At 29.8% G+C, this 20,922-nt stretch carries 17 protein-coding genes and 1 other annotated feature; of the genes, 12 read left to right on the top strand and 5 right to left on the bottom strand.

Annotation, left to right across the window (positions count from 1 at the left end; genetic code table 11):
• Positions 1-210: 210 nt before the first annotated feature.
• Positions 211-1,602 (bottom strand): aspartate ammonia-lyase, encoded by a 1,392-nt coding sequence (locus WAO56_RS09695; protein WP_422142884.1) that lies wholly within the window; start codon positions 1,600-1,602, stop codon positions 211-213.
• A 113-nt stretch (positions 1,603-1,715) separates the two neighbouring features.
• Between WAO56_RS09695 and WAO56_RS09690 the strand changes: the two genes are divergently transcribed.
• On the top strand, positions 1,716-2,657 hold the full coding sequence (locus WAO56_RS09690) for a LysR substrate-binding domain-containing protein (RefSeq protein ID WP_422142883.1): 942 nt from the start codon (positions 1,716-1,718) through the stop codon (positions 2,655-2,657).
• An 11-nt stretch (positions 2,658-2,668) separates the two neighbouring features.
• On the top strand, positions 2,669-3,382 hold the full coding sequence (gene fdhD, locus WAO56_RS09685) for a formate dehydrogenase accessory sulfurtransferase FdhD (RefSeq protein WP_422142882.1): 714 nt from the start codon (positions 2,669-2,671) through the stop codon (positions 3,380-3,382).
• Here the strand turns inward: fdhD and hydE are convergent.
• Complete coding sequence (gene hydE, locus WAO56_RS09680) at positions 3,379-4,419, bottom strand: [FeFe] hydrogenase H-cluster radical SAM maturase HydE (RefSeq protein ID WP_422142881.1); 1,041 nt, start codon at positions 4,417-4,419, stop codon at positions 3,379-3,381. The genes fdhD and hydE overlap by 4 nt on opposite strands.
• Before the next feature lie 108 nt (positions 4,420-4,527).
• On the opposite strand from hydE, the gene cysK reads away from it, so the two are divergent.
• The 6 genes from cysK to WAO56_RS09650 all read left to right on the top strand — a co-directional run bounded on the left by cysK (position 4,528) and on the right by WAO56_RS09650 (position 12,386).
• On the top strand, positions 4,528-5,457 hold the full coding sequence (gene cysK, locus WAO56_RS09675) for a cysteine synthase A (RefSeq protein ID WP_422142880.1): 930 nt from the start codon (positions 4,528-4,530) through the stop codon (positions 5,455-5,457).
• Positions 5,458-5,596: 139 nt separating this feature from the next.
• Complete coding sequence (locus WAO56_RS09670; RefSeq protein WP_422142879.1) at positions 5,597-6,034, top strand: MarR family winged helix-turn-helix transcriptional regulator; 438 nt, start codon at positions 5,597-5,599, stop codon at positions 6,032-6,034.
• 10 nt (positions 6,035-6,044) lie between these two features.
• Positions 6,045-7,796 carry an ABC transporter ATP-binding protein gene (locus tag WAO56_RS09665; protein ID WP_422142878.1) on the top strand — a complete coding sequence of 584 codons (1,752 nt, stop codon included), beginning with the start codon at positions 6,045-6,047 and terminating at the stop codon, positions 7,794-7,796.
• A complete protein-coding gene (locus WAO56_RS09660; RefSeq protein ID WP_422142877.1) occupies positions 7,793-9,619 on the top strand; it encodes an ABC transporter ATP-binding protein in 1,827 nt (608 codons plus the stop codon). The genes WAO56_RS09665 and WAO56_RS09660 overlap by 4 nt, the downstream gene beginning before the upstream one ends.
• Positions 9,620-9,730: 111 nt before the next feature.
• Positions 9,731-10,741, top strand: a complete 1,011-nt coding sequence (locus WAO56_RS09655) for an NADH:flavin oxidoreductase/NADH oxidase (RefSeq protein WP_422142876.1) — start codon at positions 9,731-9,733, stop codon at positions 10,739-10,741.
• 10 nt (positions 10,742-10,751) lie between these two features.
• The gene (locus WAO56_RS09650) at positions 10,752-12,386 is read left to right on the top strand and encodes an MBL fold metallo-hydrolase RNA specificity domain-containing protein (RefSeq protein WP_422142875.1); all 1,635 of its coding nucleotides are present in this window, start codon (positions 10,752-10,754) and stop codon (positions 12,384-12,386) included.
• A gap of 20 nt (positions 12,387-12,406) precedes the next feature.
• On the opposite strand, the gene WAO56_RS09645 is transcribed toward WAO56_RS09650, so the two are convergent.
• From WAO56_RS09645 to WAO56_RS09635, 3 genes are read right to left on the bottom strand one after another with little or no spacing between them, the layout of a single operon-like run.
• On the bottom strand, positions 12,407-13,135 hold the full coding sequence (locus WAO56_RS09645) for an amino acid ABC transporter ATP-binding protein (RefSeq protein WP_422142874.1): 729 nt from the start codon (positions 13,133-13,135) through the stop codon (positions 12,407-12,409).
• Positions 13,128-13,796 carry an amino acid ABC transporter permease gene (locus WAO56_RS09640; RefSeq protein WP_422142873.1) on the bottom strand — a complete coding sequence of 223 codons (669 nt, stop codon included), beginning with the start codon at positions 13,794-13,796 and terminating at the stop codon, positions 13,128-13,130. The genes WAO56_RS09645 and WAO56_RS09640 overlap by 8 nt, the downstream gene beginning before the upstream one ends.
• Positions 13,797-13,854: 58 nt before the next feature.
• On the bottom strand, positions 13,855-14,847 hold the full coding sequence (locus WAO56_RS09635; protein ID WP_422142872.1) for a transporter substrate-binding domain-containing protein: 993 nt from the start codon (positions 14,845-14,847) through the stop codon (positions 13,855-13,857).
• A 41-nt stretch (positions 14,848-14,888) separates the two neighbouring features.
• Positions 14,889-15,090: a binding site (T-box leader), on the bottom strand.
• 219 nt (positions 15,091-15,309) lie between these two features.
• Here WAO56_RS09635 and glgB point away from each other — a divergent pair.
• The 4 genes from glgB to glgA are packed head-to-tail and all read left to right on the top strand — an operon-like array spanning position 15,310 to position 20,921.
• The gene (gene glgB, locus WAO56_RS09630) at positions 15,310-17,211 is read left to right on the top strand and encodes a 1,4-alpha-glucan branching protein GlgB (protein WP_422142871.1); all 1,902 of its coding nucleotides are present in this window, start codon (positions 15,310-15,312) and stop codon (positions 17,209-17,211) included.
• Between the two features lie 9 nt (positions 17,212-17,220).
• Positions 17,221-18,357 (top strand): glucose-1-phosphate adenylyltransferase, encoded by a 1,137-nt coding sequence (locus tag WAO56_RS09625; protein ID WP_422142870.1) that lies wholly within the window; start codon positions 17,221-17,223, stop codon positions 18,355-18,357.
• An 11-nt stretch (positions 18,358-18,368) separates the two neighbouring features.
• On the top strand, positions 18,369-19,487 hold the full coding sequence (gene glgD, locus WAO56_RS09620; protein ID WP_422142869.1) for a glucose-1-phosphate adenylyltransferase subunit GlgD: 1,119 nt from the start codon (positions 18,369-18,371) through the stop codon (positions 19,485-19,487).
• Positions 19,488-19,490: 3 nt separating this feature from the next.
• The gene (gene glgA / locus WAO56_RS09615; RefSeq protein WP_422142868.1) at positions 19,491-20,921 is read left to right on the top strand and encodes a glycogen synthase GlgA; all 1,431 of its coding nucleotides are present in this window, start codon (positions 19,491-19,493) and stop codon (positions 20,919-20,921) included.
• The last annotated feature ends 1 nt before the right edge of the window (position 20,922 follow it).

The following is a 20,922-nucleotide window of genomic DNA, read 5'->3' as shown; positions in this document are numbered from 1 at the left end:
CCTTTATATTTTGTGTGGTAGCATATATTTTATAGGAAAAGTGAATAATTTGTCTATTCTTTTATATTCCAATAAAAAATAGTGCTAATGGATTTATTTCCATCAACACTATAAATTATAGAGCCGAACTTTTTATGAAAAAGAGTTTTAAGGATTTTTGCTATTTGGCTAATAAATCAAAAAACTAGGTAAGATGGAAATTCCACCTACCTAGTTTTTTGGTTCTATCATTTTATAAGGGTCTAAAATATTGTCTATTTCATTATCTGGAATAATATGTTTTTTACTTAATAAATCCTTTATGGTTTTTCCGGATTTCAAAGCTTCCTTGGCAATTGTAGCTGATTTTTGGTAACCTATATAAGGATTTACAGCAGTTATTAATCCAATGGAGTTGCTTACGTGCTTTTTACAGTTTTCTCTATTGGCAACTAGATCTTTTATAGCATTGTCTGTAAAAGTTTTTATACCAAAGGTTAAGGTTTCTATTGATTCAAATAGATTATAAAAAATTATCGGTTCAAAAGCATTTAATTCTAGTTGTCCTGCTTCACAAGCCATGGTTATAGTAGTATCATTACCTATAACATTAAATGAAATTTGGTTTACTACTTCTGGAATTACTGGATTAATTTTACCTGGCATTATGGAAGAACCATTTTGTTTAGCTGGTAGTGTAATTTCTGCTAAACCGGTTCTTGGACCGGAATTCATAAGTCTCAAATCGTTAGAAATTTTAGATAAATTAACAGCTAGGGTTTTCAAGTAACCTGAGACTATAGTAAAGCTGTCTAAATTTTGTGTACCATCTATTAAATTAGGAGATTGTTTTAAGTTTAAATTAGATATTTCATCTAATTCTAAAACGATATTATCTATATAGTCTTTTTTTGCATTTAAGCCTGTACCTATGGCAGTAGCACCCATATTTACATATTCCATTTCCTCTATTGCCAATTCAGATCTTCTTAAGTCCCTTTTAATAGCCTGGCTATAAGCACTAAATTCTTGACCTAGGGTTATAGGAATAGCATCTTCAAGTTGTGTTCTTCCCATTTTTATAACATCATCAAATTCTTCAGCTTTGGATATTAATGCCATATATAAATTATTAATTTCTATTTTAAGTTTTTTCAATAATTTTATTATAGTCATTTTACCAGCTGTTGGGAAAACATCGTTAGTAGATTGACTCATATTTACATGGTCATTTGGATTAATTAAGGAATAATTCCCCTTGTAACTTCCTAATATTTCCAAAGCAATATTTGCTATTACTTCATTTGCATTCATATTAGCAGAGGTTCCAGCTCCACCTTGTATAGGGTCAACAATAAACTCCTCATGATATTTTCCGCCTATAATTTCATCACAAGCCTTAATAATTGATGCTCCTATTGCAGTATCTAACTCACCGGTTTTTATATTTGAAATAGCCGAAGCTTTTTTTATTTCTGCTAAAGATATTATTAAATCTTTATGCATTTTTCTTCCAGTTATATTAAAGTTATTTTTTGCCCTTAAAGTTTGAACACCATAGTATGCATTTACAGGTATTTCTAATTTTCCAACTGAGTCAAATTCTATTCTGAAATTATCCATAACAACCTCCTGATAATTTTTAAAAACAATATTCTTCTTGCTTATATTCTATGCTTGGAATACTATATAATCAAATACAAATATTGTCATATAAGTATAGGTGAGAGGTTATAATGTTTACAGGAATAGAATATGTTTATGAAGTATATAAGGAAAGAAGTTTTTCAAAAGCAGCAAATAATTTGTATATATCACAACCTTCTTTAAGTGGAACTATAAAAAGAATTGAGAAGGAAATAGGTTATGAAATATTTGACCGCTCTACAAAGCCAATAGGCATTACTGATATAGGAATGAAATATATTAAAACCGTAGAGAAAATATTGGAGTTGGAACAGAATTTTGATGAGTATATAAATGATGTTTCTGATTTAAAAGCAGGTAAGGTTGCTATTGGTGGTACACATCAATATACTTCATATTTATTACCACCAATAGTTTCAACTTTTATAGAAAAATATCCGAAAGTAAATGTAGATATAGTAGAAGCTAAATCTTCAAATTTAATGAAGTATTTAAATGACGGAACTATTGATATTGCCATAGACAACTATAAATACGATAAAAATGAATATATTAAACAATTTCATAGGAAGGACAATATTCTTCTAGCTGTTCCTAAAAAAATAGAATCCAATAAATACGTAGAGGATTTTCAGCTAAATTATGAAGATGTTATATCTGGAAGGTTTTTAGAAGATAATATAGATTCAATACCATTAAAAATATTTAAGGATGATCCTTTTATTTTATTAAAGGAAGGTAACGATACAAGAAAAAGAGCTGATAAAAAGCTTGCCTATGAAGATATAAAGCCTAAGATTATATTAGAATTAGAACAGCAGATTACATCCTATAATCTTACTAGTTATGGAATAGGTATTTCCTTTATAAGTGATTTTTTAATAAGAAATGTTGGACCAAATCCTAATATTTGCCTGTATAAATTAAATAAATATGAATCAGATAGGGATATTTCATTTTTTTATAGGAAAAATAAATTTTTAAGTAAGGCAGTTAAAGAATTTTTAAAAATTGCAAAGGACTTTAGCTAGTAGAGGTTTATATGGAAGAAAAATATTTAAATTATGAGGTTATTACATTTAATAATGGTGTTATTGAGAAGAATATCGAAAATATAGTAGAAGAAAGAAAGTATAATATTTATATAAATAGTAAAAAAATTTTTAAAACGGTATGCTCTCCTTTTAATTTAGAGGAAATGGCTGTAGGTTTTCTATGGATGAATGGCTACATTAATAGTAAAGAGGACATTATTAATATAGACATTGATACAGAAGGAAAAATGGACTTAAAAATTAAAGGTGACACGAAGAAAAAAGAAATAGAACTTGAAAAAAATAATTCCAAAATGGAAATATTATCAACAGAAATTCCTAAACAAATTACACTAATGGAAAACAAAGCAAAACTATTTAAAAAAACAGCTGGAGTTCATTCTGCAGCACTAATTTCTAATAATGAAGTTATAGTTTATATGGAGGATATTGGAAGACATAATACTTTAGATAAAATAGCAGGATATTGTGTTTTAAACAATATAGATATGACTAATAAAATAATTGCTTTTTCTGGAAGACTGCCTGTTGAGATTGTAACAAAAATTTCAAAAATGAAGGTACCAATTATGATTTCAAGGTCAGCTCCAACAAATTTAGGAATAGAATTAGCTAGAGAAAAGGGAATTACCTTATGTGGTTTTACAAGAAATAATAGATACCACATATACGCTAATAGCTATAGAGTAAAGGACAACTAAAGAGTTGTCCTTTTTACATCACCACGGTTTACAGAGACTTTAAAACCTGATTTTTCAATTAATTTTGTTAATAATTCTATGCTTTCTGCTGCTTCGCTGCCTGAATAAATTTTATTATCGTATAGCTCATACTTATTTCTTACATTAGAAGGCGAAAGATTTGGCATTACAACATTTGCACCAGCCTTTAACCCAAGTTCCCTGCCTTCAGGGTTAATAGTTCCTAAAGCAGTAGTTGAAGGAATTAGTGAATAGGGAAACATAAGTCTTAAAATTGATATTAATTTTAAGGTAAGGCACATACTACCATTTTCGAAATTTTTAAAAGGCGTGTCCTTATGACTTAGGAAGGGGCCAATACCTATCATATCAGGTTGAAGGATTTCCAAAAAACGCAGATCTTCAATTAAATATTCCAACTTTTGATAAGGTGAGCCTACCATAAAGCCAGAACCAACCTGATATCCTATTTCCTTTAATTGTAAAATACAATTCTTCCTTTTTTCCAAACTTAAATTATTAGGATGTATTTTGTTAAAATGACTTTCATTAGCTGTTTCATGTCTTAACAAATATCTATTAGCTCCGGCATCAAAAAAGTCTTTAAAACTCTTATAATCCCTTTCTCCTAAGGATAAGGTTATGGCACAATCAGGGAAACTGCTTCTAATTTTTGAAATTATTTCAAGAAAAATATCATCTGAAAAATAAGGGTCTTCACCACCTTGTAGGACAAAAGTACGAAAACCTAATTTATATCCTTCTTCACAACAGTCTAAAATATCTTCTGTATTTAATCTGTATCTATTTGCCTTACTATTTCCTGCTCTAATTCCACAATATAGGCAATTATTTTTACAATAGTTGGAAAATTCAATTAAACCTCTAATATAAACATCTTTTCCATAATATTCTTCTCTTCTTATATTGGCTAATTTTTTTAATTCTTCGTCATATTTATTAGAAGATAGTATATCTAAAAATTCTTCATTATTTAAAGTTTTGTTTTCAAAAAGTTTCTTTATTAAATCATTCATATAGACTCCAAAGTTTTATTAAAATATCTTTTTACATTTTCTATTATATTATACAATATAAGATGTAGTCTATTATTGCTATATATTTAATTGTTAGGAGACGATTATATGAATGTAAGTAACAATATTTTAGATTTAATTGGCAAAACTCCAATTATGAAGTTAGACAATATAGAAAAGTACTTTAATTTAAAAGCTAATTTATTTGGTAAATTAGAATATTTAAATCCAGAAGGAAGTATTAAAGATAGAATTGCCAAACAAATGATAGAACAGGCAGAAAAAGAAGGAAAAATAAATAAGGATACTGTAATTATAGAACCTACTTCAGGTAATACCGGTATAGGTTTAGCAGCAATTGCAGCTGTAAAAGGCTATAGGATGATATTGACTATGCCGGAGACCATGTCAGAGGAAAGAAGGAATATACTTAAGGCTTTTGGGGCAGAAATAGTTTTAACAAAGGGTTCAGAAGGTATGAGTGGAGCTATAAATAAGGCAGAGGAACTTTCAAAGAAGTATGCAAGTAGTTTTATTCCATCCCAATTTGAAAATAAAGAAAATCCTAAAGCCCATAAACTTACAACTGGTCCTGAAATTTGGAAAGACATGGATGGAAATATAGATATTTTAGTTGCAGGAGTAGGTACTGGAGGAACTATTACCGGTATTGGCGAGTATTTAAAGGAGAAAAATAAAAATATTAAGATAGTAGCAGTAGAACCCTTAACTTCAGCTGTGCTTTCTGGAGGACCTTCAGGTTCACATGAAATACAGGGTATAGGGGCTGGTTTTATTCCTAGTATTTTAAATAGAAATATTTATGATGAAATAGTAAAGGTGGACAATGAAGTAATTTTTGAATATGGTAAATTACTTGCAAAAAAAGAGGGGTTACTCCTGGGATTATCGTCAGCAGCAGCCTTATATGCGGCTGTAGAAGTTGGAAAAAGACAGGAAAATACAGAGAAAAACATAGTAATAATTTTACCGGATAGTGGTGACAGATATTTTTCAACACCTTTATTTAGTGAATAAACTTAAAAAATAACATTAATATTATTTAATGTTATTTTTTATTGACAAAAATTCCTAAAGTACTTATAATAGTTTAGTACGAAACAGTTTCCAAAGAAACAATTAGCGGACTAACTATCTTAAAACTATAGGAGTTAATATGAAAAGGGAATTAGTAATACAATTAAAAACTATAAATTTCTTCTTAAATAAACGAATAGAGGAGTTACACAAATCTTTTGATGAAAATTTATCACCAATTTCAGGACTTATATTAAAGTTTTTATTTCAAAATCCGGATAAGTTGATTTTTCAAAAGGATATTGAAGAAGAATTTTCAATAAAAAAATCTAGACTATCAAAAATATTATCTACAATGGAAAAAGAGGGGTATGTAAAGAGGGTTTCCGTTAAAGAAGATGCTAGATTAAAGCAGATTGTACTTGGAGAAAAAGCTAAAGAATTAAATGAAAATATTTTAAAAAGTAAAGAAGAAATAGAAAAAATTATTTTGGAAAACATTGATGAAAAAGAATTGGATATCTTTTTTAAAGTACTAGAAGAGATGGTTAGTAATCTAAAAAATGATATGGAATAGGGGTGAATAGATGTTAAGATTATTAAGATTTTTAAAACCTAGAGAATGGTTTTTCTTTTTAATTAACGTTGTGTTTATATCGACACAAGTATTCCTAGATTTAAAAATACCTGATTATATGACACAAATAACTCAAATACTACAGACAAATGGCTCCTTAAGTGAAATTATTAATATTGGTATTAGAATGGTAATTTGTGCTTTAGGTAGTTTAGGAGCGGCTATAATTTGTGGTTTTTTTGCAGCAAAAATAGCAGCAGTATTTGGAAGACGTTTAAGGGGAACGGTTTTCCATAGAGTGCAGGAATTTTCAAAGGAAGAAATTAAACAATTTTCTACAGATAGTTTAATTACAAGATCTACTAACGACATAACACAAATTCAAATGATTATTGCAATAGGTGCACAAATGATGATAAAGGCACCAATAATGGCAGTATGGGCAATTTTAAAAATCTATGGTAAAAACTGGCAATGGTCATTAACTACAGCAATTGCAGTAATAATTATGATGATAGTAATTGCTATAATAGGAATATTTGCTTTACCAAGATTTAGAAGGGTACAAAAATTAATAGACTCTATAAATAGGGTAATTCGAGAAAATCTTACAGGAATAAGGGTAGTTAAGGCATACAATGCTGATGCATACCAAGAAAATAAATTTGAAAAGGCAAATGATGACTTAACTAGAAATAATTTATTTACAGGAAGATTAATGGGAATGCTCAATCCAATGATGAGAATTTTAATGAACGGTATAGGTTTAGCTATTTATTGGATAGGAGCATATTTAATTTTTAATGCTGGTTACATGGAAAAAATAAATTTATTTAGTGATATGGTTGTTTTTACATCATACGCAACTCAGGTAGTAGTTTCATTTATGATGTTAACTATGATTTTCATAATGATGCCAAGAGCTCAAGTTTCTGCAAATAGGGTTAATGAAGTTTTAGATACAGAACCTTCAATTCTTGACGGTAATATTACAGAAGTTAAAGACAATATTGGAGAAGTTGAATTTAAAAATGTTTGTTTTAAATATCCTGATGCAGAAGAGTATGTACTTAAAAATATAAATTTCAAGGTTAAACCGGGAGAAACCCTAGCAATAATAGGCTCAACAGGTAGTGGTAAATCTACAATTGTAGATTTAATTCCAAGATTTTACGATGTTACTGAAGGTGAAGTACTTGTAAATGGAGTTAATGTTAAAGATTACAAATTAAATATATTGGATAATTATATTGGCTATGTTTCACAAAAGACAATATTAGTTTCAGGAACAATAAGATCTAATATTGATTATGGTGACAATGGAAAAGGGGAAATTACAGATGAAGCAATACAAAATGCTTTAGAAATTGCTCAAGCTTCAGATTTCGTTAATAAATTAGAAGATGGTGTAGATTCTTATGTAGCGCAGGGAGGAACAAATTTCTCTGGAGGACAAAAACAAAGAATTTCTATAGCAAGAGCCATAGCAAGAGATCCTGCAATATATATATTTGATGATTCTTTTTCAGCCCTAGACCTTAAAACCGATAAGATGTTAAGACAGGCTTTAGAAAGGGAAACAAGTCATGCAACTAATATTATTGTTTCTCAAAGAATTGGTTCAATAAAAAATGCTGACAAAATACTTGTTATGGAAGATGGAGAAATGGCTGGCTTAGGTACTCATGACGAACTTATTAAGGATTGTAAGGTTTACCAGGAAATAGCTTATTCCCAATTATCACAGGAGGAACTTGCATGAAAAAAAATAGAGAATTAAGAAAAAGAAACTCTTTTGCTGCAAATACTCAAAGTGGTAAATATGCTAAGGCAAAAGACTTTAAAAAAGCTTGGGGAAATTTATTAGGATATTTTAAGGTATATGGAATTCAAACTATTATTGCTATAATATTCTCCTTTGTAGGAACAATTATGCTTTTAAACGGACCTAGAAGATTAGGGGAAATTTCGGATTTAATTTTAGCTGGAATAAAAGGTCAAATGGATTTTGCAGCTATTGAAAAAATTTGCTATACCCTAGTGGCCCTTTACTTAATTGGAGCAGGCTTGTTATATTTACAAGAATTTTTAATGGTTACTGTAATACAAGGAGTATCTAAAAAATTAAGAAAAGATATATCAATTAAAATAAACAAACTTCCCTTAAGGTATTTTGACTCAACTACTCTTGGGGACATAATGAGTAGGGCAACAAATGATGTTGATTTAATCAGTCAATCCTTAAACCAAAGTATAGGCTCTTTAGCAGGAGCAATAGCAATGTTTTTTGGTTCCTTATATATGATGTTTACAACTAATCCTACATTAACATTAACAGCTATTGCATCAACTATAATAGGATTTACTTTAATGATTTTCATAATGTCTAAATCACAAAAATATTTTATAAGACAGCAACAGTCATTAGGTGAAATGAACGGTTATGTAGAAGAGATGTATGGGGCTCATACGATTATTAAAGTCTACAATGCTGAGGATGAAATTAAAGAGGAATTTAATGAAATAAATGATGATTTATATGATTCTGCATGGAAATCCCAGTTTATCTCAGGTATAATGAACCCAATTATGGGCTTTATTGGTAACTTTGGTTATGTGGCTGTATCTGTTGTTGGTGCAATATTGGTTTCTAAGGGAAAGATGAACTTTGGTGTTATAGTTTCCTTTATGATTTATATTAGACAATTTACAAATCCTTTAACAACTATAGCTCAGGCAGCAACGAGTTTACAATCTACTGCTGCAGCATCTGAAAGAGTTTTTGAGTTCTTAGAAGAAGAAGAACTTGAAGATGAATCCTATAAAACAAAAACCATTAACCCTAAAGAAGTTGAGGGGAATGTTACATTTGAACATGTACGTTTTGGCTATGACGAAGACAAAATTATTATTAAAGATTTTTCTGCAGAGGCAAAAGCCGGTCAGAAAGTTGCCATTGTTGGACCGACAGGAGCAGGAAAGACAACTTTAGTTAACTTGTTAATGAGATTCTATGAGTTAAATAGTGGAAAAATATCCGTTGACGGAGTAGATATAAAAGAAGTTACAAGGGAAAATGTACATGATTTATTCTGTATGGTATTACAAGACACCTGGATATTTGAAGGTACAATTAAGGAAAATATTAAATATAGTAAGACCAATGTTTCAGATGAAGACGTTGTAAAAGCTTGTAAGGCTGTTGGATTAGACCATTATATTAGAACCTTACCTAAGGGATATGATACGGTTTTAGATAATAAGACAAATTTATCTCAAGGTCAAAAACAATTAATGACTATAGCAAGAGCAATGGTAGAAAATGCTCCAATGTTAATACTTGATGAGGCAACAAGTTCTGTAGATACTAGAACGGAAGTTATAATACAAAAAGCCATGGATAAACTTATGGAGGGAAGAACATCTTTTGTTATTGCCCACAGATTATCTACAATAAAAAATTCTGACATGATATTTGTTATGGATAATGGAGATATAATCGAAAGTGGTAATCATGAGGAATTAATGGCTAAAAATGGCTTCTATACAAATCTATATAATAGTCAGTTTGAACAAGCTGAATAATTTTAAACATCTTTGGAAGTGGGGACTTTCAAAGGTGTTTTTTATTTTTTCCAAATTTTCAAATATTAGAAACAAGTGTATTTTGGGTAAAATATAATTGAGGTGATTATTATGTCATTATTATCAGAATATAGAATAAAGAATTTGGATTTGAAAAATAGAGTTGTTTTACCACCAATGTGTATGTATAGTGCGGAAAATGGATTTGTAAATGAGTTTCATAAGGTTCATTACGGCTCCTTTGCCCTAGGACAAGTTGGACTAATAATATTGGAAGCAACAGGAGTAATGGCTAATGGAAGAATCACAGATGATGACTTGGGGATTTATAGTGATGAATACATAGATGGATTAAAGAGCATAGTAAACTTCTCTCATAGATTTGGTTCTAAAGTAGGTATACAATTAGCCCATGCAGGAAGAAAATCTGAAACTAAGAATTTAATACATTTTGCTCCTTCTGCAATTAAATTTAATGAAGAATATACTTTACCAAAAGAAATGGACAAGGAAGATATTAAGAAAGTTATAAAATCCTTTGGAGAAGCTTCAAAAAGGGCTTTAGAAGCGGATTTTGATTTAATAGAAATCCATGGTGCTCATGGTTACTTAATACATGAATTCTTATCTCCAATTACCAATAAAAGAGAAGATGAATATGGAGGTAATTTAAAAAATAGAACTAGATTATTAAAGGAAATATTAAAAGAAGTAAAAAAATATTGGGCAGAAGATAGAACAATATCCCTAAGAATTTCTGCTTCTGATTATCTATCTCAAGGGATAGATATAAATATGATTATTGATATTCTATTAGAAGTTAAGGAATACATAGATATTGTTCATGTATCATCAGGTGGCTTAGTTCCTGTAGATATAAAAGTATATGGAGGTTATCAAGCTGGTTTTGCTGAGGAAATAAAAAAAGCGTTAAATATGCCAGTAATTGCAGTAGGATTATTAGAAGATTACAACTTAGCAAATTATTTAATAGAACAAGATAAATGTGACCTAGTAGCAATAGGAAGGGGCTTACTTAGAAATTCAAACTTAGTTATGGAATTTGCTAAAAACAATAAAATAGATATAGATTATTTAAAACAATTTGAAAGAGCTTACTAATGGAGGAAATATGGATATACAATTTTTAGGTGCAGCTAAAATGGTAACAGGATCAAATTTTCTAATTACTACAAAAAATGAAAAGTTCATAATAGACTGTGGTTTATTTCAAGGAAATGACGAAGTAGAGGCTTTAAATAGAGAAGAATTTAAATTTAATCCGAAAGAAATAGATTTTATGCTCCTAACCCATGCTCATATAGATCATAGTGGAAGAATACCATTACTTGTAAAAGAAGGGTTTACAGGAAAAATATTTGCAACAAAGCCGACTGTTGACCTATGTGAAATAATGTTATTAGATAGTGCAAAAATTCAGGAAACAGATACTGAATGGGATAATAAAAAGCGAATGAGGGCTGGTAAACCATTAATTGAACCATTATATACAACAAAAGATGCAGAAAATTCCTTAAATAATTTTAGAGAATGTTATTATGATGAAATAATATTAGTAAATGATAATATTAAGTTTAGATTTTCTGATGCTGGTCATATATTAGGTTCTGCAATAATAGAACTATGGGTAACAGAAGATAGTAAGACAACTAAAATTGTTTTTTCTGGTGATTTAGGTATGCCTAATAAGCCTATAATAAATAATCCAACCTATATAAAAGAAACAGATTATTTAGTGGTGGAATCAACATATGGAAATACAGTTCATGAAAATCGTGAAAATATAATACAAAATTTAATAAAAATAATAGATGAAACTTCAGCTAAAGGAGGAACTGTAATAATTCCAGCCTTTGCTGTTGGTAGGACTCAAGAGATTGTATATGAATTAAATGAATATTATGAATATAACGAGGACATTGAATATCATCAACGGGTTCCAATTTATGTAGATAGTCCAATGTCCGTAAGGGCTACTGAAGCTTTTTTAGATAACACATATTTCTTTAATGATGAAGCTAAAAGTTTGATTTTTAAAGGAGATAATGTTTTTGAATTTGATAATTTAAAGTATATTTCCTCAGCAGAAGAATCAATTGCATTAAATAAGGTTAAATTTCCAAGGGTTATTATATCATCATCAGGAATGGCTAATGCCGGTAGAGTTAGACATCATTTAAAACATAATCTATGGGATGAAAACTCGGCAGTTGTTTTTGTAGGCTACCAAGCAAAGGGAACATTAGGGAGAATACTTTTAGATGGTAAGGACTCGGTAAAAATACTCGGTGAGGAAATTGCAGTAAAGGCTAGTATCTATAACTTAGATGGATTTTCAGGACATGCTGATGAACCGATGTTACTAGATTGGGTAAATTCATTTACAACAAAACCTAAAAAAGTCTTTATAGTACATGGGGAAAATAATGAACAAGAAGAATTAGCTAAAACACTTTCTAAAAATTTGCAATTAAGTTGTGTAATACCTGAACTATATTCGAAATATGAATTAAAACCAAATGAAGAGAAAGTGTACAATGAAATTTCAAAAGAGGAAATGGAATTTAATTTATACCTAGAAATTGAAGATATAATTGACAAAATGAAAAAATTAAAAGATGATGAGTTATCTATTAGTTTTAAAGATGTTGATTTAAAAAAATATTCTGAAGTAAAAAGAAATTTAAATGAAATAAAAGATAATCTTATGGATTTATCAAGATATGTTGAAGGTAAAAAGAAGTGATGGTATTTATCACTTCTTTTTTATATTTCTAAAACTCTTTTTAAGAAATCCTGAGTTCTTTTATGTTCAGGGTTGTTAAAGATTTTTTCTGGACTACCTTCTTCTAAGATTACACCTTCGTCCATAAAAACTATTCTGCTACCGACTTCTTTTGCAAAGTTCATTTCGTGAGTAACAACAACCATTGTCATTCCTGCTTTCGCTAAGTCCTTCATTACTTGAAGTACTTCTCCTACCATTTCAGGGTCTAAGGCTGAAGTAGCTTCGTCAAATAACATAACTTTAGGATTCATAGCCAAAGCCCTTGCTATAGCAATTCTTTGCTTTTGCCCACCGGAAAGACTATTAGGATAAGCGTCTATTTTTTCAGGTAATCCCATTTTTTCCAGTAAATCCTTTGAAATTTTTCTTGCCTCATCTTTAGATATTTTTTTAATTTGTATCGGTGCTAAGGTTATATTTTCATTTACAGTTAAATGGGGAAATAAATTAAAATGCTGAAAAACCATTCCCATTTCCTGTCTTATAAGATTAATATCGGTTTTTTTGTCGGTAACTTCTATATTTTCAAGAAAAATCTTTCCTTTAGTTGGTTCTTCAAGTCTTGTTAAACAACGTAAAAAGGTGGATTTTCCTGAACCTGATGGTCCAATGACAACAACTACTTCACCTTTTTTTATTTCTATATTCATACCCTTTAAAACTTCTTTTTTTCCAAAACTCTTGTGGAGGTTTTCAACTTTAATCACTTATCTTCATCCTCCTTTCAAAATATGCAATAACTCTGGATAATGTAAAGGTAATTACAAAATAAATTGCCATTGCAACAATAATAGGAGCTGTAGATTGAAAAGACGAAGCTTTAACTCTGTCTGTAGTATACATTACCTCGGCAGCTCCTATTACAGTTAGGGTTGAAGTTTCCTTTATAATAGCAACAAATTCATTTCCTAAAGTAGGAAGTATATTTTTTACTGCTTGGGGAATTATTACATAGCGCATGGTTTTACCATAGCTAAGTCCCAATGAACGAGATGCTTCCATTTGCCCCTTATCAACAGAATTAATACCGGAACGAATAATTTCCGAAACATAGGCAGCACTATTAAGTGACATGGCTATAGCCCCTGCATAAAATGGCGAAAATCTAATGCCAAATAATTCGGGAGTAGCAAAAAATATAAAAAATACTTGAATCATCAAAGGGGTACATCTAAAAAACTCTAAATAAGTTAAAGAAATCCCCCTTAATATTTTAAATCTTGATAATCTAAATAAGGATAGAATCATTCCTAAAATAATTCCAAAAAATATTCCTATTAGAGACAATAACAAGGTATTTTTAATACCTTGCAGAAACATAGGAATGAATTTTTGAAGAGCTAGAAAGTTTTCAATACTTAAATTCATATATATCTCCTTTATTAAAGACAGTAGAGTTTGAATTTTCAAACTCTACTGTAATTTTTTATTCTGTAGCTTCTGTACTTGTTTCTTCCGGTGACTCTTCTGCAACTCCTGCTAATTCATTACTATTAACAACTATTTTATCAAAAGTTCCATTGTCTTGAATTTCTTTTATAAAAGCATTTAAATAATCTTGGAAATCTTTGTCACCTTTTTTTAGAGCTCCGGCAAAACCAGTTTCTCCAGGATAGTTTATTCCTTCAGAAATTGCAAGTTTAGAATTTTGTGCCATAAAAGCCTTAGCTATAATATCCTCTACTAATAATCCGTCAATTTGTCCGGTTTCTAAAGCTGCAGTTAAATCTGTATAATTTTTTAAATATAAAGAATTATCTTTTGCATTAGGAAAATGTGCATTAGTAACATTTTCTTGAACTGTTCCCATTTGGTTACCAAATTTAAAATCCTCAGGAATATCTTCTTCGGTTTTATATTTATCTAAATCGGCTTCTCTAACAAGTAAAACTAAAGTAGGAAAATAATAGTCGCTGGTAAAGTCAACTTGTTTTTCTCTTTCTGGGTCCTTGTTCATTCCTGCCAGTAATAAATCATACATTCCGCTATCAAGACCTGCTATTAAACTGTCAAAAGAAGTATCTACAATTTCTAGCTCAACACCCATTTTCTTTGCTAAAAGTCTTGCCATTTCCATATCAATTCCACCAAATTCCGATTTACCTTCTACCATTAATCTATATTCATATGGTGGATAAGTTGCATTTGTAGCTACAATTAACTTTTTATCTGTTAATATTTTATGCATTGTACTGTCTTCCGGGTAATCTTCAGCCTTTAAATCGTCTACAGAAACTTCATAAGCTTCCCTCATTTCAGCTAATGACTTTTCAGTAACTTCAATTTTTTCCGTAGTAGCTTCAGTAGCTTCTTCCTTGCTAACATTAGTTGAATTTGATGTATCTGTCTTTTCAACCTTCTCACATGCAGTTAATGTAAATGCTGCAATTAATAATAATGCCAATATTTTTTTCTTCAATTAAATCCCTCCTAAAAATAAAAAATCTCTTTCTTAGTAAAGAAAGAGACGAAAAATCCGCGGTACCACTCTAATTGATATATTCCTATATCCACTTAAACCATAACGCAGTCAACGTATATTACTTGTAATACTCGTAATATATACTCCCTAGTCCTCGATTTATAGTATATTATGTTGACTTTCACCAAATTCAACTCGCTAGAATAATATTAAAATAAATCCCTAGTTCATAGTAAATTATTGACAATATTCTATTAAATATTTTAACTTATGTCAAGTCTATAAAAAATAATTATTCTTTATAGAATATAATTATCTTTTATAAGGTATAATTATATAAATTAATATATTTGGGTAAATAATAAGAAAGTATTTGGGTAAATAATAAGAAAGGTATAAATTATGTTATGTTATAATCAAACTAATAAATTAAGATGAATTAAATCTATGGAGGCTGTAATGAAAAAACCAATTATTAATTATTATTATACTGAAGAAGGTGAGGAGGATGCATATTTATTTAATAAGGGAATAAATGAAAAATCCTATGAGTTTCTGGGAGCCCATAAGTACATAGAAGGTGATAAAGAAACCGTAAGATTTGTTGTCTGGGCACCTAATGCTAAATATGTTAATTTAGTAGGAGACTTTAATGATTGGGATGATTACAATCTTCCTATGAAAATGATAGGAGAAACAGGACTTTGGATTATTAATGTATTTGATGTAAAGGAATATGATTCCTATAAATATAGAATAGTGACTAAAAATGATGAGATTAAATATAAAGCTGACCCTTATGCTTTTCATGCTGAATTAAAGCCAAAGACTGCTTCAAAATATTATGACCTTAAAGGTTACAAATGGAAGGATAAAAGATGGCTAAACAAGAAAAAGAAAGCCGATATCTATAAAACTCCAATGAGTATATATGAAGTAAATCTGGCTTCATGGAAAAAGAAGGATAATGGAGACTATTACTCCTATGTAGAATTAGCTGATGAGTTAGTTAATTATGTAAAGGAAATGGGGTATACCCATGTTGAAATAATGCCTATTACAGAATATCCTTTTGATGGTTCTTGGGGATATCAAACTACAGGTTATTTTGCTCCAACATCTAGATTTGGTACTCCTAAGGATTTTATGTATTTAGTTGATAAATTCCATCAAAAAAACATAGGGGTAATATTAGATTGGGTTCCAGTTCATTTTTGTAAAGATGATTTTGGTTTAGCAAAATTTGATGGAACAGGACTTTACGAATCTTCTAATAGTTATGAAGCTGAAAATGAACAATGGGGAACATTGAATTTTGATTTTAAGAAAAATGAAGTAAGAAACTTTTTAATTTCCTCTGCCTTGTATTGGCATGACTATTATCATATTGATGGTATTAGGGTAGATGCTGTTGCATACATGTTATATTTAGATTTTACAGGTAAGGATATTAAAAACGAAGATGGTGGTAATGAAAATAAGGAAGCGGTTTCCTTTATTAGAGAATTAAATACTGTAATATTTAAAAATTATCCAAACACCTTAATGATAGCTGAAGAGTCAACAGCTTGGCCAAATATTACTATGCCAGTTGAATTAGATGGTCTTGGATTTAATTATAAATGGAATATGGGATGGATGAACGATACTTTAAGATATATAAAACTAGATCCATTATTTAGAAAAGATCACCATGATCTACTTACATTTAGTTTAGTATATGCCTTTAGTGAAAATTATATTCTTCCATTTAGCCATGATGAAGTTGTTCACATGAAAGGCTCAATGATTAATAAGATGCCAGGAGAGTATAGCCAAAAATTTGATTCATTAAGATTATTGATGATGTATATGTATGGACATCCTGGTAAAAAACTAAACTTTATGGGAAATGAAATAGCTCAATTTGATGAGTGGAACGAATGGGACGAAATTACCTGGAGTGTTTTAGATTATGAAAAACACGTAAAATACAAGAAATTTATTTCAGATTTAAATAATTTTTATAGAAAAGAAAAAGCTTTATGGGAAGAGGATTTTGACTACGAGGGTTTTAATTGGCTAGAAGTAAATAATAATAAAGAATCTGTAGTTATTTTTGAAAGAATTTCAGATAAAGGAGAAAAATTAATCTGTGCTTATAATTTTACTCCAGTTTTAAGAAAAAATTATCCAATAGGAGTTGATGAAGAAGGAACTTATTCAGTTATGTTAAATAGTGACATGCAAAAATATGGAGGTAATTTACTTAGAAACAAACCTTATAAGACTAAAGAGGAAGAAATACATTCTAAAAAATATAGCATAAGAGTAGATTTACCACCATTAGGTGCAATGTTTATTAAATTAAAGCAAAAATAGGAGGTAATTATGAGAGCAAGAAAACGAGTTGTAGCAATGTTGTTAGCAGGAGGTCAAGGTTCAAGATTAAAAGGCCTAACTAAGAATATTGCTAAACCAGCAGTACCATTTGGGGGTAAATATAGAATTATAGATTTTGCTTTAAGCAATGCTACTAATTCAGATATTAGAGATATTGGAGTGTTAACTCAATATAAACCTTTTCTATTAAATACTCACCTAGGTAATGGCTCTGCTTGGGATTACGATAGAAATAGTGGTGGTTTAAGAGTACTTCCACCATTTGCTACAGAGGAAGGTGGTAGGTGGTACGAAGGAACTGCAAATGCAATATATGAAAATATAGATTATTTAGATGATTTAGCTCCAGAGTATGTATTGGTTTTATCAGGAGACCATATATACAAGATGAACTATAATGAACTTTTAAATTATCATAAAGAGAAAAATTCAGCTTGTACAATTGCTGTAATGGAAGTTCCGTGGGAAGAAGCTTCAAGATTTGGAATTTTAAATACCGACAAGGATAATAAAATTGTTGAATTTGATGAAAAACCAGAAAATCCTAAAAACAACCTAGCATCAATGGGAATATATATGTTTAATTGGTCAGTTTTAAGAGAGTTTTTAATAAAAGATGCAAAAGATAAAGATTCTGACCACGATTTTGGTAAAAATGTTCTACCTGCTATTTTAAATGAAGGATACGATATGTATGCTTGGAAGTTTGAAGGTTATTGGAAGGATGTTGGAACAGTAAAAAGCTATTGGGAAGCAAATTTAGATTTATTAAACGATAATAATTTAAATTTATATGATAAAAAAGAAAGAATATTTACTAAGGCTAAAAATTTACCACCTCATTTTATAGCAAATGGTGCAGTAGTAAGGAAGGCTTTAATAAATGAAGCTTGTAGAATTTATGGTACAGTTAGAAATTCAGTGTTATTCTCAAGTGTAACTATTGAAGAAGGAGCAGAAGTTGTAAACTCAGTAATTCTATCTAATGTTGTAATTAAAAAAGGAGCTAAGGTTTACAACGCTGTAATAAACGAAGATTGTGTAATTGATGAAAAACAGGAGATAGGTTCTCCAGACGATAAAAAGGTATACCTAGTTGATAACGACGGTATAAGTGTGGATTAGGAGGTAGTATTATGCAAAAATGTATAGGTGTTGTTATCGGTGGAAAAGCATCAAATCAGTATGGATCTTTATGTGAGACTAGACCCGCATATATGCTACCTTATGGTGGAAGATATAGATTAATCGATTTTACCTTATCAAATTTGGCTAACAATGATTTTTCTAATGTAATATTATATGGTGGCAGAAATATTAGATCAACCTTGGATCATGTTGGAAATGGAGCTCCTTGGGAATTAAATAGAAGAAGAAGTGGTCTTGTTATATTTCCAGCTATTGTTGGACCAGATAGAGTAAGATCAAATCAATTAGAAACTCTAAATGATACAATGGCCTTCTATGAGGAAGCTAAGGAAGATTATTTATATATAGTAGATCCAATGGTTATAGATAAAGAAGATTTAACAGATACTTATGATAGGTTTATTGAAGAAGACTATGATATTTTATTATTCTATACTAATAGTAAAGATAGTTTAGGAAAACATATTGGAGAGAAAAAGTTAATTTTCAACGCTCAAGGAGAATTAGTTAATATAGGAACCAATTTAGGAACTCAAGAAGAGTTTTCAATGTTAACAAAGGTTGGATTTATTAAAAAAGAAGTTTTTATATACCTAGTTAAAAGCTCAATAGAAAAAGGTGATGCAGAGGACTTAACAGAAGCTATAGCAAATAACTTTAGTAAATTTAAAATTGGTTTACATGAGGAAAAAGAAAATGTTGAAATGATAAGAGGTTTAAGAAGCTTCTATGATTCTAATATGAAATTGTTAGATTCACATTTTTATGATGATATTTTCTATAAAAATGGTGTTCTTTTAACAAAATCTAAAGACGAACCTTCAACATTATATAGTGATGACTCTAAAGTGTCTAATTCATTAATAGCCAATGGTTGTATTATTGAAGGGCAAGTTGAAAATTCAATAATTTTCAGAGGTGTTAAAGTTGCTAAAGGGGCTATTGTTAAGAATTCTATTCTATTCCAAAAAACAGAAATAGAATCTGATGCAGTAGTAATTAATACAATTACCGATAAATATGTTAAAGTTAAGTCAGGAGTATCAATAGTAGGAAGTCAAAATCTTCCATATGTTATTGCAAAAAATTTAGTAGTGGAGAAATAAAGAATGAATATTTTATATTGTACATCTGAAGCGGTACCTTTTATAAAAACAGGAGGGCTAGCAGATGTTGCTGGCTCATTACCGTTAGAAATAAAAAGACAAGGACATGATATAAGAGTGGTATTACCTTTATATGGGAAAATACCACTTGAGTATAAATCGAAAATGAACTACATAGGATATTTCTATGTAGATTTAGGAAACGCTCATGAATATGCAGGAATAATGGAATTAGAACATGAAGGTGTTAAGTTCTATTTTATTGATAATGAAAGATATTTTAATAGGGATAACATATATGGTGAAGGCGATGATGGGGAAAGATTTTTATTTTTCTCTAAAGCCTGTGTTCAGCTACCTAAAATAATAGGATTTAAACCGGATGTTATACACTCTAATGATTGGCATACGGCTATGGTAAATGTCTACATTAAGGACTTTGCACGAGGAGATAGCTATTACTGGGATATTAAGGCGGTTTATACAATACACAATTTAAAATACCAAGGAGTATTCCCTTCTGATATTTTAAGAGTGGCAGGTTTATCTCCTGACTATTATAATGACGAAGCGTTGAAGTTCTATAATGCAGTAAACTTTATGAAGGGTGGAATAGTATTTAGTGACTATTTTACAACGGTTTCTAAGAATTATGCCAATGAAATAAAATATGACTATTTCGGTGAAGGATTAGATGGAGTAATTAGAAAACACGAGTATAAATTAAAGGGAATAGTTAATGGAATAGACTATAATGAGTGGAATCCTAAAAAAGATAAATATCTATCTGAAAATTATGATTTAAAAACAATAGATAAAAAAATTGAAAACAAAAGAGAGATTCAAAGAAGGTTTGGACTAGAAGAAAGAGACGATGTACCAATGATAGCTATGGTATCACGTTTAGTAGAAATGAAAGGCCTTGAATTAGTTTGTTATATAATGGACGAGTTATTATATACTGAAGATATTCAAGTAGTTATATTAGGAACTGGCGATGAAAAATATGAGGACACTTTCAGATATTTTGAACATAGATATCCAGACAAGTTTAGGGCAAGAATTTACTATAACAATGAAGAGGCTCATTTAATTTATTCAGGAGCAGACTTCTTATTAATGCCATCACTAGCAGAACCTTGTGGAATTTCTCAATTAATTGCTATGAGATATGGAACAATACCAATTGTAAGAGAAACCGGAGGATTAAAAGATACTGTTAAGCCATATAATGAATTTACCGGTGAAGGAACAGGTTTTAGTTTTACCAATATTAATGCTCATGACCTGCTATATACACTAAGACGAGCAATCGGATTTTATTATGATAAAAAATCTATGGAAAATCTTGTAAGATCTGCCATGAATGAAGAAAATAATTGGGAAAAATCTGCTCAAGAATATATAGAGCTATATAGAGAATTGGTGAATTAGT

This window comes from Miniphocaeibacter sp. (genome assembly GCF_049276255.1).
GTDB lineage: Bacteria > Bacillota > Clostridia > Tissierellales > Peptoniphilaceae > Miniphocaeibacter.
The sequence above is the reverse complement of the archived record's forward strand: the minus strand, read 5'-3'. Positions and strand labels throughout refer to the sequence as shown.

Coding starts and splice junctions, on each gene's coding strand:
- WAO56_RS09695 (WP_422142884.1), bottom strand. CDS start 1,602: ATGGATAATTTCAGAATAGAATTTGACTCAGTTGGAAAATTAGAAATA.
- WAO56_RS09690 (WP_422142883.1), top strand. CDS start 1,716: ATGTTTACAGGAATAGAATATGTTTATGAAGTATATAAGGAAAGAAGT.
- fdhD (WP_422142882.1), top strand. CDS start 2,669: ATGGAAGAAAAATATTTAAATTATGAGGTTATTACATTTAATAATGGT.
- hydE (WP_422142881.1), bottom strand. CDS start 4,419: ATGAATGATTTAATAAAGAAACTTTTTGAAAACAAAACTTTAAATAAT.
- cysK (WP_422142880.1), top strand. CDS start 4,528: ATGAATGTAAGTAACAATATTTTAGATTTAATTGGCAAAACTCCAATT.
- WAO56_RS09670 (WP_422142879.1), top strand. CDS start 5,597: ATGAAAAGGGAATTAGTAATACAATTAAAAACTATAAATTTCTTCTTA.
- WAO56_RS09665 (WP_422142878.1), top strand. CDS start 6,045: ATGTTAAGATTATTAAGATTTTTAAAACCTAGAGAATGGTTTTTCTTT.
- WAO56_RS09660 (WP_422142877.1), top strand. CDS start 7,793: ATGAAAAAAAATAGAGAATTAAGAAAAAGAAACTCTTTTGCTGCAAAT.
- WAO56_RS09655 (WP_422142876.1), top strand. CDS start 9,731: ATGTCATTATTATCAGAATATAGAATAAAGAATTTGGATTTGAAAAAT.
- WAO56_RS09650 (WP_422142875.1), top strand. CDS start 10,752: ATGGATATACAATTTTTAGGTGCAGCTAAAATGGTAACAGGATCAAAT.
- WAO56_RS09640 (WP_422142873.1), bottom strand. CDS start 13,796: ATGAATTTAAGTATTGAAAACTTTCTAGCTCTTCAAAAATTCATTCCT.
- glgB (WP_422142871.1), top strand. CDS start 15,310: ATGAAAAAACCAATTATTAATTATTATTATACTGAAGAAGGTGAGGAG.
- WAO56_RS09625 (WP_422142870.1), top strand. CDS start 17,221: ATGAGAGCAAGAAAACGAGTTGTAGCAATGTTGTTAGCAGGAGGTCAA.
- glgD (WP_422142869.1), top strand. CDS start 18,369: ATGCAAAAATGTATAGGTGTTGTTATCGGTGGAAAAGCATCAAATCAG.
- glgA (WP_422142868.1), top strand. CDS start 19,491: ATGAATATTTTATATTGTACATCTGAAGCGGTACCTTTTATAAAAACA.